Below are 11,412 nucleotides of genomic sequence, written 5' to 3'. Positions count from 1 at the left end.
ATAACTTGAGATCTTCCTCCCCCTCCACTCCCAACACGCCCGTCCGCGGCGGTGCACGATTACCGCGGTGTTCAGAACCCGGAAGACTCCGGTAATCGGGGGCCGGAACACAGGAGTGATCCGGCCCCCGAGCCGGGACGTCGCGGACGTGGCGGTCGCCGGTGAGCGTCAGGCCACGGGTTCCGGCATCGGGTTGACCGCGTAGGAGCAGGTGATGGTGTCGCCGGTGCGGGGGTCGGCGAGGTCGACCCGCCAGGTGGTGGCGAACTGGTCGACGCCGGGGGTCATCGGGATGGTGCCGGAGATGAGGACCGTGCCGGGTTCGGCCAGGCCCCGCTCGCGGAGCTCGTCGAGCCAGTAGTGCGGGGTGAGCAGGTCGGCGAGGGTGCCGTCCTGGATCTTCTCCCCACCTGCCCAGGCGGTGAGGGTGAGCTCGTCGAGGTGGTCCTCGACGTCGGCGAGCCGCCACGCCTCGCGGCCGAGGACGTCCGGGCCGGCCTGCTTGCTCCAGGCCACGCCGTGGACCTCCAGCTCCCGGTCGGTGTGGTCGCAGGCGGCGGTGAGCAGCACGTCGTCGTCGGTGATCACCAGCGCCCACTCGGCCTCGCCGGAGGTGCGTCCGTGCTGGACCGGGACCGCGTCGGTCTGCATCGCCAGGTACGGCGCGACCGGGTAGAGGCAGGGCGTGCGGGTCGGAGCGGGCACGCCGAGCTCGGCGAGTTCCGCGACGTGGGCGGCCACGTCGTCCTGGCTGCGACCGGCGTAACCGGCGTTGAGCAGCGTCTTCACCCGAACCTCGACGGCCTGGCCGCCGACGTCGAAACGCAGTGGAAACAAAACACCCTCCCCATCAGGCATACGTCTTGTATACAGTTCGTATCACACTTTGCCGGCCCACCTGGAAATCGAGGGAGCCCATGACGAACGCGTCCGCGACCGCCGCGAGACCGGCGCGCAAAGACCTGATCAAGGCATTCGTGGCGAGCCTGAGCGGAACCTCCCTGGAGTGGTACGACTTCGCCGCCTACTCGGTCGCCTCGGCGCTGGTCTTCGGCCAGCTGTTCTTCCCCAGCCACGACCCGCTGTCGGGCACGCTGCTGGCGTTCTCCACCTACGCCGTCGGCTACGTCTCCCGCCCGCTCGGCGGGTTCGTCTTCGGCCGCCTCGGCGACGTGCTCGGCCGCAAGCAGGTCCTGGTGATCACGCTGCTGATCACCGGCATCGCCACCGTCCTCATCGGACTGCTGCCCACCCACGACCAGGTCGGCGCGCTCGGCGCGGTGCTGCTCGTGGTGCTGCGATTCGCCCAGGGCGTGGGCATCGGCGGCGAGTGGGGCGGCGCCGTGCTGCTGTCCAGCGAGTACGGCAGCGATGAACATCGCGGGTTCTGGGCCTCCGCCGCCCAGATCGGACCGCCGGCCGGCAACCTGCTGGCCAACGGCGTCCTCGCCGGGCTCGCCGCCGGCCTGACCTCCGAGCAGTTCATGTCCTGGGGCTGGCGGGTCGCGTTCCTGCTGTCGGCCGTGCTGGTGATCTTCGGCCTGTGGATCCGCGTCAAGCTGGAGGAGACCCCGGTCTTCCAGGAGCTCCAGCAGAAGGGCGAGCAGGCCGGCGCCCCGGTGCGCGCAGTCATCACGCAGGAGCCGCGCGCGCTGATCTCCGGGATCCTCTCCCGCGTCGGCCCGGACGTGCTCTACGCGCTGTTCACGGTCTTCGTGCTCACCTACGCCACGCAGCAGCTGGACATGCCCAAGAGCTGGGCGGTCACCGGCGTGATGCTCGGTTCCTCGCTGCAGCTGTTCCTGATGCCGCTGGCCGGTGCGCTGTCGGACCGCTTCGGGCGCCGGACGATCTACGCGATCGGCGCCGTCGGCGGGTTGGTGTGGCCGTTCGCGTTCTTCCCGCTGGTCAGCGGCGGTTCCGCCGGACTGCTGATCGTCGGTGTGATCGTCGGGCTGGTCTGGCACGCGCTGATGTACGGGCCGCAGGCGGCGTTCATCGCCGAGCAGTTCAGCCCGGCGCTGCGCGCCACCGGGTCGTCACTGGCCTACACCCTCGCCGGGATCATCGGCGGAGCGCTGGCGCCGCTGCTGTTCACCTCGCTGTACGCCTACTTCGACAGCTGGGTCGCTCCCGCCTGCTACCTGGCGGCGACCTGCGTGGTGACGCTGATCGGACTCGGGCTCAGCCGGACTGCAGCACCAGCCGGGTCGCGCTGAGGTGTTCGGTGATCGCCGCGGTCGCGGCCTCCGGGTCGCCCGCGGCGAGCGCCGAGCAGATCGCCTCGTGCTCGGCCAGCACGGACTTGCGCCGCCCGTCGGAGCGGAACAGCGCCTCCACGCCCGCCCGGATCTGGCGGGCGCGCAGCCCGTCGTAGGTCTTCGACAGCATCTCGTTGCCGACGGCCGCGACCAGCGCGGAGTGGAACCGGTGGTCGTGGGCGATGAACTCGCGCGCCTGGTCGTCACCGAGTTGCCGCTGCTCGTCGAGCTGCCAGCGCATCTCCTCCAGCGGCACCGCGTCGAGCTCGACGGCCCGGCGGGCGGCGTAGCACTCGATCATCGCGCGGATCTCGAACAGCTCGCGGATCTCCCGGCCGCCGACCGGCGCGATGTAGGCACCCCGCTTGGGCACCAGCTGGACCAGTTCCTCGGCCGCGAGCAGCAGCAGGGCTTCGCGGATGGGCGTGCGCGACACGCCGATCTCGTCGGCGAGGGCCTGTTCGTTGACGAACTGCCCCTGCATGCTGGGGTCGCTCAGGACGGTGTCCTTGAGGTGGGCGTAAGCGAGTTCACGTCCGGACGGCAACTTGACCCCTTGCTTGCATATCGTCGGTATACAAACATCATATCGGTTCACATCAGGTATCCACTCATTTTGCGCGGCGGTGCGGGTAGGGGAACCTGATCGGCTCCGTGGACTCCGCGCGCCACTCCTGATGTATGCCGCTTACCCAAGGGGTGGACATCGGCGTCGCGGCGTGCTCGCCACGAAGCCGCTCAGAACCCCCGGCGGTGCCAGCTGCTCAGGCGCTCACCGAAAAGAGAAAGTGGCTCCGCCACTTCCGAACAGACGTCGGCGAAGGATGGTTGTGGTTATGCGGATCGCGTTGTGCCAGATCGTGTCGGGGCCGGATCCGGAGGCGAACCTGGAGCTGGTCGCCGACGGCATCCGCCGGGCCGCCGAAGAAGGCGCCGACCTGGCGGTGTTCCCGGAGGCCACGATGGCCTGCTTCGGCGTGAAGCTCGGACCGCTGGCCGAGCCGCTCGACGGGCCGTGGGCCACCGAGGTCCGCCGCCTCGCCCAGGAAGCCGGAATCGCCGTGGTCGTGGGCATGTTCACCCCCGCCGACGACGGCCGCGTCACCAACACGCTGCTGATCACCGGCCGCGGCCTGGACGCCTCCTACGACAAGATCCACCTGTTCGACGCCTTCGGCTTCGCCGAGTCCCGCACCGTCGCCCCCGGCACCGACCCGGTCGTGGTCACCCTCGACGGCGTCGGCATCGGCTTCACCACCTGCTACGACGTCCGGTTCGCCGGGCTGTTCCAGAAGCTCGCCGACGAGGGCGCCTCGGTGATCGTCACGCCCGCGTCGTGGGGTTCCGGCGAGGGCAAGGTCGAGCAGTGGGAGCTGCTGGTGCGCGCCCGCGCGCTCGACTCGACCTCGTGGATCGTGGCCTGCGGCCAGGGCGACCCGCGTAGCATCGGCCGCGAACCCTCGGGGAAGGCGCCCACGGGCGTCGGCCACAGCCTGGTGGCCACCCCGCTCGGCCACGTCCACGCCCAGCTCGGCGCCGACCCCGCGGTCAAGGTCGTCGACATCGACCCCGCAGCGGTCGAAGGAGCCCGTCAAGCCGTCCCGGTGCTCACCAACCGCCGCTTCTGAACCACCCGCAACGCCAGCGCGGTCGCCACGACCAGGACGAACGTCGTGATGATGCTGCCCTCGACGCCGAAGCCGCCGCCGGTGATCAGATCGGCGGACCCCGGTTCGGGGTCGAGGCTCAGCAAGGTGGCCTGGATGTCCATCCCGGACACCTGGATCCCGGCCACGTTGCCCTGGCACCAGTTCCACACGACGTGGAACGCGCACACGCCCCACAGCGAGCCCTCGGCCACCGCCCACAGGCCCAGCACCAGTCCGACCAGCAGGACGTTGATCAGGGGCAGCACGCCGACGTCGAAGTTGGACCCGTGCAGGAGCGCGAACACCACCGCCTGGAAGAGGATCGCCGCGGTCAGCCCCCACTTCCGGTAGGCGGCCTGCAGCAGGAACCCGCGGCTGACGACCTCCTCGGTGCAGGCCTGGGCGGTGAAGCCCACCAAGGCCAGCAACACCGCGCCCACCTGCGCGAACCGCACCGGTCCGACCAGGTACTGCCCGCCCGCGAGGTTCACCACCACGGGCACCGCCAGCAGCAGCACCGCCACCCCGGCGCCCAGCGCGAGGTGCGCCCCGATCCGAGAAGCGGGGAAGAACCCCAGGCTCGCCAGCGGACGCCGCTCCTTGACCAGCACCCAGACGGCCAGCACACCGCTGGCCCCGAGGAAGCTCAGCAGCAGCACCAGCTGGGTCCCGAGCCCCATCGGCCCTTCCACCAACGCCAGCGCCGACATCCCGAACACCGGCAGCAGCGCCAACGTCACGACCGCGGGACCCACCAGCAGGCACACCACGGCCACCAGCAGCGCCAGCACCGGACCGGTGGGCCGCCGCGCCACCCGAGCGCCGTCCAACAGAGCAGAAGCCACCACGCACACCTCCCGTTCCACCTGATCATGCCGGACCGGGAGCGCCGCCCGCCGACCCGCCACGAGGCCTCCGGACCAGGACTTTTCGAATTTCGCGCGAAGTTCGAAGCCGAACTTCAAGCCTCGAACTTCGCGCGAAATTCGGATCCCTCCACGCGGTCGGGCGAGTCGTGCCTGGTCGGGGACGGTGCGGTGGTGGTTTCGGGTCACATGTCCAGGCCGAGGTCCAGGGACGGGGAGGAGTGGGTCAGGGCCCCGACCGCGAGGTAGTGGACTCCGGTGTCGGCGTAGGCCCGGGCCACGTCGAGGGTGAGGCCGCCGGAGGACTCGAGTTCGGTGCCCGGGGAGGTCGCCCGGGTCCGCCGCACGGCTTCCGCGCAGTCCTCGGGGGTGAAGTTGTCGAGCAGGACCAGCGAGACGTTCTCGGCGAGGACCTCGTCGAGCTCGTCGAGGTCGCCCACCTCCACCTCCATCGGGAGGTCCGGGAACCGGGCGCGGCAGGCCCGGACGGCCGCGGACGGGGAGCCCGCGGCGACGACGTGGTTGTCCTTGATCAGGATCGCGTCGCCCAAGCCCATCCGGTGGTTGACGCCGCCACCGCAGCGGACCGCGTACTTCTGCAGGTCGCGCAGGCCCGGCAGGGTCTTGCGGCTGTCCCGGATCCGGCAGCCCGTGCCCTGCACGGCGTCGACCCACCAGGACGTCGCGGTCGCGATGCCCGAGAGGTGCGTCAGCAGGTTCAGGGCGGTGCGCTCCGCGGTGAGCAGTCCTGGGACCGGGGCCTTCACGCGCAGCGCGCAGTCGCCGGGAGCGAGCCGGTCGCCGTCGGCGCGCTCGTCGAGCACCTGGTAGGCGTCGGCGCCCAGCACCTCGTCGAGCACCAGCCGCACCAGCGGGATTCCCGCCAGCACACCGGCTTTGCGCGTGTTGAAGCCCGCTTCGGCGACCGCGTCCCGGTCGACCGTGGCCTCGGTGGTGGCGTCGGGGCCGTGGCGCAGGTCCTCGGCCAGCGCCGTGCGGACGATCTCGCGGGCGCCGTCGAAGTCGAAAGTCATGCCGCTGTCCTCGCAATTCCGGTCTCGGCGTGGATCAACCACCCCGAGGCGTCCAGCCGGAGCACGGTGCTGCGCCGCCAGCGCAGGTCGTCGGTGTCCGGGAAGTCGGTGCGGCGGTGGCAGCCGCGGGATTCCTCGCGGAGCCGGGCCGCGGCCAGCAGGGCCTGGGCGGTCAGCGTCAGCGACGCGTCCTCGACCGCCTGCCGGGACCGCAGCGGGCGGACCACGGAGCTGCGGTCCAGCACCGCGCACGCCTCGGCCATGCCGTCCTCGCTGCGGCCGATGCCCGCGTGCCGGCTCATGGTGCGCTGCAGCAGGTCTCGCTCGACGACCGCGAACGCGGGCGGCTCGACCTCGCCCACCGACGTGCGCGACAGCAGGCCGCAACCGAGGTCCCTGGCCACCGCCGAGGCGGCCCGGCCGCCCACGACCAGGCCTTCCAGCAGGCTGTTGGAGGCCAGCCGGTTCGCGCCGTGCAGGCCCGTGCAGGCCACCTCCCCGGCGACGTACAGTCCGGTCACCGCCGTTCGCCCATCCACATCGGACACCACGCCGCCGCACGAGTAGTGCGCCGCGCTGGCCACCGGGATCGGCTCGGTCAGCGGGTCGATCCCCGCCTCCCGGCACGAGGCGTGCACGGTCGGGAACCGCTCGGCGAACCCGGAGATCCCGGTGGCGTCCAGGAAGACGTGCTCGGCACCGGTCTCGGCGGCACGCCGCGTGATCGCCGCCGACACCACGTCGCGCGGGGCCAGGTCGCCCAGCGGGTGGACCCCGTCCATCACCCGCTCGCCGCGCACGTCGAGCAGCACCGCACCCTCGCCGCGCACCGCCTCGGTCACCAGCGGACGGCGTCCGCGCGCCTCACCGGCGGCGTAGAGCACGGTCGGGTGGAACTGCACGAACTCCAGGTCCGCCACCCCGGCACCGGCCCGCAGCGCCAGCGCGACACCGTCCGCAGTGGACACCTCGGGGTTGGTCGTGGCGGCGTAGAGCTGCCCCAGGCCGCCGGTGGTCAGCAGGACGGCGGGCGCGTGCAGCACACCGGGGCGGCTCTGCGAATCCATCGCCAGCGCCCCGGCGATCGCACCGCCCTCACCGCGCAGCAGCTCGACCACGCAGTGCTCCTCCAGCACAGGGATCCCGCCGCCGCGCACGGCCGCCACCAGCGCCCGCTGCACCTCGGCGCCGGTGGCGTCGCCACCCGCGTGGATCACGCGGAACGCCTGGTGCCCGCCCTCGCGGGTGCGCGCCAGCTCGCCACCAGCGGCGTCGAACTCCGCCCCGGCCGCCCGCAACCGGCCGATGGCCTCGGCCCCGTCGGCGAGGATCTCGCGCACCGCCTCCGGCGCGCACAGGCCGACCCCGGCGGTCAGCGTGTCCTCGACGTGCTTGTGCAGGCTGTCGCCCGGATCGAGCTCGTCGGCCCGGACCACGGCGATGCCGCCCTGCGCCCAGCCGGTGTTGCCCGCCGACACCAAGTCCTTGCTCACCACCAGCACCCGCAGCCCGGCCTCGCGGGCGCGCAGCGCAGCGGTCAGCCCGGCCACACCGGTGCCGACCACGAGCAGATCAGCACCGGCTTCCCAGGTCACTCGCCACCGCCCGGCTTGCCGATGGCGATCATCCGCTCCACCGAGGCCCGCGCGCGATCGGCGACGTCGGTGGGCACGTGCACCTCGTCGGCGCCCTCGCGCAGGCAGCGCAGCAGAGCGGCCGGGGTGATCATCTTCATGTACCGGCAGGAGGCGCGCTCGTTGACCGCGCGGAAGTCGATCTCCGGTGCGGCCTGCCGAAGCTGGTGCAGCATCCCCACCTCGGTGGCCACCAGCACCGAGGTCGCGCCGGTCTCCTTGGCGGCGGTGAGCATGTCGCCGGTCGAGAGGATCTTCACCCGTTCCGGCTCCACCGTCCCCTCGCCCGCGAGGTAGAGCGCGGAGGTCGCGCAGCCGCACTCGGGGTGGATGAACAGGTCCGCCTCCGGCGACGCCGCGGCGCGCTCGGCCAGCTCGGGCCCGTTGATGCCGGCGTGCACGTGGCACTCACCGGCCCAGATGTGCAGGTTCTCCCGGCCCGTCTCGCGCCTGACGTGCGCGCCCAGGAACTGGTCCGGGCAGAACAGCACCTCGCGGTCGTCCGGGATCGAGCGGACCACGTCCACCGCGTTGGAGGAGGTGCAGCAGATGTCGGTCTCGGCCTTCACGTCCGCGGTGGTGTTGACGTAGGAGACCACGACCGCGCCCGGGTGCTCGGCCTTCCAGGCGCGCAGCTGCTCGGCGGTGATCGAGTCGGCCAGCGAGCAGCCCGCCCGCTCGTCGGGGATGAGCACCGTCTTCTCCGAGCCGAGGATCTTCGCGGTCTCGGCCATGAAGTGCACGCCGCAGAAGACGATCGTGCTCGCGTCGCTGTTGGCAGCGATGCGGCTCAGCGCCAGCGAGTCACCGGTGTGGTGGGCGACGTCCTGGATCTCGGGCAGCTGGTAGTTGTGCGCCAGCAGCACGGCGTCGCGCTCCTCGGCCAGCCGCCGGACCTCCTCGGCCCAGGCGGCGTCGGCTTCGACACCGGTGAAGCCGGCATCGGTCCGCTGCCACGTCGCAGTCGCCATCTCGTCCTCCTCGCCGGGGTGCTCCGGGACGCGCCGGAGACCCCGCATTCCACCCCGGATCAACGGCCCCGAGGTTTTCGCCTTAGAATCGAAAACGTGCCACATCGTAACACCGAGACCACGGCCGATGGCAGAGACGCAGGCCACGAAGTGCTCGCGGGAGTCCTGCAGATCCGCGACGAGCGGCTGCAGGTGATGCTCTGGCAGCGCGCGAAGGAGCCTGCGCTGCACCGCTGGTCGCTCCCCCGGGGCTGGCTGGCCCACGACGAGGACGTGGAGGAATCGATCCGGCGGCAGCTGGCCGAGAAGGTCGACGTGCACAAGCTCTCCCACGTCGAGCAGCTCTCGGTGTTCAGCGCGCCCGGCCGGGTGCCGGACCGGCGGGTGATCGCCACCGCGTTCCTGTGCCTGGTGCCCGCCGACGTCGACCCCGAGGTGCCCGCCGACACCCGCTGGTTCCCGGTCGACGACCTGCCCGCGACGGCCTTCGACCACGAGGAGATCGTGCTGGCCGCGCGAGACCGGCTGCGCGCCAAGCTCTCCTACACCAACATCGGCTTCGCGCTGGCCCCCGCCGAGTTCACCGTCTCCGAGCTGCGCGGCATCTACTCGGCGGCGCTCGGCTACCAGGTGGCGGCGACGAACCTGCAGCGCGTGCTGTCCCGCCGAGGCGTGCTGGAGGCCACCGGCCGCACGCTGCCGGCCGGCCGCTCCGGCGGCAGGCCACCCGCCCTGTTCCGCTTCACCTCACGAGACCTGCAGGTCACCGACCCCTTCGCGGTGTTCCGGCCGCCGTCCTGAGGCAGAACGAGTCCTGAATCAATTTCTTCAGTAGTTTGGGGGCGTGTTGGACACGTTGCCTTTGTTCCCGCTGGGGTCCGTGCTGCTGCCCGGCGGGCAGCTGCCGTTGCACATCTTCGAGCCGCGCTACCGCGAGCTCGTGCAGGACCTGCTGAACGAGGACGTGCCCGACCGCCGGTTCGGCGTGGTCACCATCCGGCAGGGCTGGGAGGTCGGCGAGGACAACGTCGACTCGATGTACGACGTCGGCTGCACGGCGGTGCTCGACCAGGCCCGCCAGCTGCCCGGCGGCCGCTACGACGTCACCGCCTTCGGCGAACGGCGCTTCCGGCTGCTGCAGATCGACCGCGAATCCGCGCCCTACCTGCTGGCACGGGTGCAGTGGCTGCCCGACACCGCCCCGGAACCCGACACGCCCGGCCGTCGCGAACGGCTGACCGCCGCCGCCCGCGACGCCCACCAGCGCTACCACGCCTCGGGCATGCGCAACGACCCCCGCGAGGTTCCCGGCGAGGACGCCGAGTCGGCCGATCTGTCGTACCTGCTGGCCGACGACTGCGTGCTCACCGCGGAAGACCGCCAGGACCTGCTGGAGGAGACCGACCCGCTGATCCGGCTGCGCAACGTGCGCAAGCTGCTGCTCCGGGAAGCCGAGTTCCTCCGCGAGCTGCGCGCCGTCCCCGCACCGCTCGCCGAGTTCGCCCAGCAACCGAGCCTGAACTAGCAGGGGGCGGTAGGGGGTCTCGGCGATCTAGGATCGGCGCATGTCCACACCTGGTGGCCCGTGGGACCCCCGGCAGCAGTACCGGGGTTTCGGTGCGTTCCAGCAGCCCGAGCCCCCTCGCCGGAAGAGGCGCGGGTGGCTGATCACCGCGATCGTGCTCGGCGCGGTCGTGCTGATCGGCGCGATGGCGGCGATCGTCGTGATCGAGCTGCGGGACCGCCGAGCGGCGCCCGCCCCACCCGCTCCGCTCGCGACCACGCCCGAGATCGAGCCCGTCGTGCTCGGCTGGCAGGCGGTCGCGGTGCCGAAGCGGCAGGCAGCCTACGACGTGCCGCCGGACTGGGAGGTCGACCCGAACCCGGAGGACGTGCACGCCGTCGGCCCACCGGCCGACGCGGTCACCCTGACCGGGGTGGCGCACCAGCAGCTGGGTTTCTGCCCGGGGGACGACAACAGCTTCCGCGCGATGGCCGGCGCCAGCGCCCGGCTCGGACCCGACAACGCCGCGGTCGCCGACGAGACCCTCAGGACGTTCATCGGCCACGCCTTCACCCGCGACGGCGTCCCACCGGTCGTCGAGCAGTCCCCGCCCGAACAGCTCCAGCTCACCGGCGGTGTCCCGGCCACGCGCGTCAACGCGCGGGTGACCCTGCCCGCCCCGGCGGGCTGCGACGCCCGTTCCGTCGCGGTCGCCGTCGTGGCCACCAACAGCGACGGCACGAGCTCGGTCGTCTTCGTCACCGCCGCCGACCAGGACGTCCCCGGCGCGGTCAGCGCCGCGGTCCTCGACCGGCTCAGCGCCTCGCTGCGTCCCCGGTGAGCGCCTACTTCAGGCGTCGCCCCAGGTCGTCGAAGCCGTTCCACGACGTGGCGATGCCGTAGCCGAGGGACAGGGCCAGCGGCATGGCCACCAGCACCCACTTCGTGGTGACCTCCGGGGCGATCGTGATCAGGTCGCCGAGCTGCGGGTTCGGCGGCATCGGGTAGAGCCCGGACGCGAACGAACCGCCCATCTGGATGCCCAGCCAGGACGCCACCAGCGAACCCAGCGCGCCGCCGATCAGCATGACCGGGCCGCGCCTGCCGCGGATCCGCCACAGCACCGCGGCGGTGAGCAGGCCCGCGGCGAACGTCAGCAGCGTGAAGATCGCGATGCCGTCGAACTCGTGGTAGCTCTCCACCAGCAGCGGGGTCACCGAACCGCCCTGGCCCAGCACGCTCTCCTGCGGCGGCGCCAACCGGGACCACAACCACCCCACCGGCAACCCCAGCAACGAGACGAGCGAGATCGCGCTGATCGCGGGCAGCAGGTCGGCCTTGACCACGACCTTCGGCTTGGGCGGTGCCAGGAGCGGGAGCAGCGCCGCCTCCTCGGGCTCGATCCGCTCCGGGAGGGCACGCGTCGTACCCGAATCGTCCACTGGGCTGTCGGACACCCGCCGACCTCCTCCTCGCGTTCGCCGCCACCAGTC

At 71.8% G+C, this 11,412-nt stretch carries 12 protein-coding genes; 5 read left to right on the top strand and 7 right to left on the bottom strand.

Annotated elements, in window-relative coordinates; all coding sequences use genetic code 11:
• Positions 1 to 168: 168 nt before the first annotated feature.
• Positions 169 to 837: a DUF2848 domain-containing protein gene (locus tag R4I43_RS06490; RefSeq protein ID WP_324264589.1), complete on the bottom strand. Its 669-nt coding sequence runs from the start codon at positions 835 to 837 to the stop codon at positions 169 to 171.
• Between the two features lie 80 nt (positions 838 to 917).
• On the opposite strand from R4I43_RS06490, the gene R4I43_RS06485 reads away from it, so the two are divergent.
• Positions 918 to 2,219, top strand: coding sequence for an MFS transporter (locus tag R4I43_RS06485; protein WP_324264588.1), 1,302 nt, complete (start codon positions 918 to 920; stop codon positions 2,217 to 2,219).
• On the opposite strand, the gene R4I43_RS06480 is transcribed toward R4I43_RS06485, so the two are convergent.
• A complete protein-coding gene (locus R4I43_RS06480) occupies positions 2,185 to 2,808 on the bottom strand; it encodes a GntR family transcriptional regulator (RefSeq protein WP_324264587.1) in 624 nt (207 codons plus the stop codon). The two genes, R4I43_RS06485 and R4I43_RS06480, sit on opposite strands and share 35 nt — an antisense overlap.
• A gap of 289 nt (positions 2,809 to 3,097) precedes the next feature.
• Between R4I43_RS06480 and R4I43_RS06475 the strand changes: the two genes are divergently transcribed.
• Positions 3,098 to 3,889: a carbon-nitrogen hydrolase family protein gene (locus R4I43_RS06475; RefSeq protein WP_324264586.1), complete on the top strand. Its 792-nt coding sequence runs from the start codon at positions 3,098 to 3,100 to the stop codon at positions 3,887 to 3,889.
• Here R4I43_RS06475 and R4I43_RS06470 read toward each other — a convergent pair.
• From R4I43_RS06470 to nadA, 4 genes are all read right to left on the bottom strand, one after another.
• Positions 3,853 to 4,755, bottom strand: coding sequence for a CPBP family intramembrane glutamic endopeptidase (locus R4I43_RS06470; protein ID WP_324264585.1), 903 nt, complete (start codon positions 4,753 to 4,755; stop codon positions 3,853 to 3,855). The genes R4I43_RS06475 and R4I43_RS06470 overlap by 37 nt on opposite strands.
• A 206-nt stretch (positions 4,756 to 4,961) precedes the next feature.
• On the bottom strand, positions 4,962 to 5,810 hold the full coding sequence (gene nadC / locus R4I43_RS06465) for a carboxylating nicotinate-nucleotide diphosphorylase (protein ID WP_324264584.1): 849 nt from the start codon (positions 5,808 to 5,810) through the stop codon (positions 4,962 to 4,964).
• Positions 5,807 to 7,405 (bottom strand): L-aspartate oxidase, encoded by a 1,599-nt coding sequence (locus R4I43_RS06460; protein ID WP_324264583.1) that lies wholly within the window; start codon positions 7,403 to 7,405, stop codon positions 5,807 to 5,809. The genes nadC and R4I43_RS06460 overlap by 4 nt, the downstream gene beginning before the upstream one ends.
• Positions 7,402 to 8,415 carry a quinolinate synthase NadA gene (nadA, locus tag R4I43_RS06455; protein ID WP_324264582.1) on the bottom strand — a complete coding sequence of 338 codons (1,014 nt, stop codon included), beginning with the start codon at positions 8,413 to 8,415 and terminating at the stop codon, positions 7,402 to 7,404. The genes R4I43_RS06460 and nadA overlap by 4 nt, the downstream gene beginning before the upstream one ends.
• Before the next feature lie 150 nt (positions 8,416 to 8,565).
• Between nadA and R4I43_RS06450 the strand changes: the two genes are divergently transcribed.
• The 3 genes from R4I43_RS06450 to R4I43_RS06440 are packed head-to-tail and all read left to right on the top strand — an operon-like array spanning position 8,566 to position 10,760.
• Complete coding sequence (locus R4I43_RS06450) at positions 8,566 to 9,216, top strand: NUDIX hydrolase (RefSeq protein ID WP_324264656.1); 651 nt, start codon at positions 8,566 to 8,568, stop codon at positions 9,214 to 9,216.
• Positions 9,217 to 9,262: 46 nt separating this feature from the next.
• On the top strand, positions 9,263 to 9,940 hold the full coding sequence (locus R4I43_RS06445; RefSeq protein WP_324264655.1) for an LON peptidase substrate-binding domain-containing protein: 678 nt from the start codon (positions 9,263 to 9,265) through the stop codon (positions 9,938 to 9,940).
• A 40-nt stretch (positions 9,941 to 9,980) separates the two neighbouring features.
• The gene (locus R4I43_RS06440) at positions 9,981 to 10,760 is read left to right on the top strand and encodes a hypothetical protein (RefSeq protein WP_324264581.1); all 780 of its coding nucleotides are present in this window, start codon (positions 9,981 to 9,983) and stop codon (positions 10,758 to 10,760) included.
• Between the two features lie 4 nt (positions 10,761 to 10,764).
• Here R4I43_RS06440 and R4I43_RS06435 read toward each other — a convergent pair whose 3' ends face one another.
• Complete coding sequence (locus R4I43_RS06435; protein ID WP_324264580.1) at positions 10,765 to 11,376, bottom strand: DUF2567 domain-containing protein; 612 nt, start codon at positions 11,374 to 11,376, stop codon at positions 10,765 to 10,767.
• Positions 11,377 to 11,412: the final 36 nt, after the last annotated feature.

It is taken from the genome of Saccharopolyspora mangrovi (assembly GCF_035320975.1).
GTDB lineage: Bacteria > Actinomycetota > Actinomycetes > Mycobacteriales > Pseudonocardiaceae > Saccharopolyspora > Saccharopolyspora mangrovi.
Note: the sequence above shows the minus strand (reverse complement) of the source record. Positions and strands in the feature narration are given on the sequence as shown.

Excerpts from the sequence above, each read along its gene's own strand:
- R4I43_RS06485 (WP_324264588.1), top strand. The coding sequence starts at position 918 with ATGACGAACGCGTCCGCGACCGCCGCGAGACCGGCGCGCAAAGACCTG.
- R4I43_RS06475 (WP_324264586.1), top strand. The coding sequence starts at position 3,098 with ATGCGGATCGCGTTGTGCCAGATCGTGTCGGGGCCGGATCCGGAGGCG.
- nadC (WP_324264584.1), bottom strand. The coding sequence starts at position 5,810 with ATGACTTTCGACTTCGACGGCGCCCGCGAGATCGTCCGCACGGCGCTG.
- nadA (WP_324264582.1), bottom strand. The coding sequence starts at position 8,415 with ATGGCGACTGCGACGTGGCAGCGGACCGATGCCGGCTTCACCGGTGTC.
- R4I43_RS06440 (WP_324264581.1), top strand. The coding sequence starts at position 9,981 with ATGTCCACACCTGGTGGCCCGTGGGACCCCCGGCAGCAGTACCGGGGT.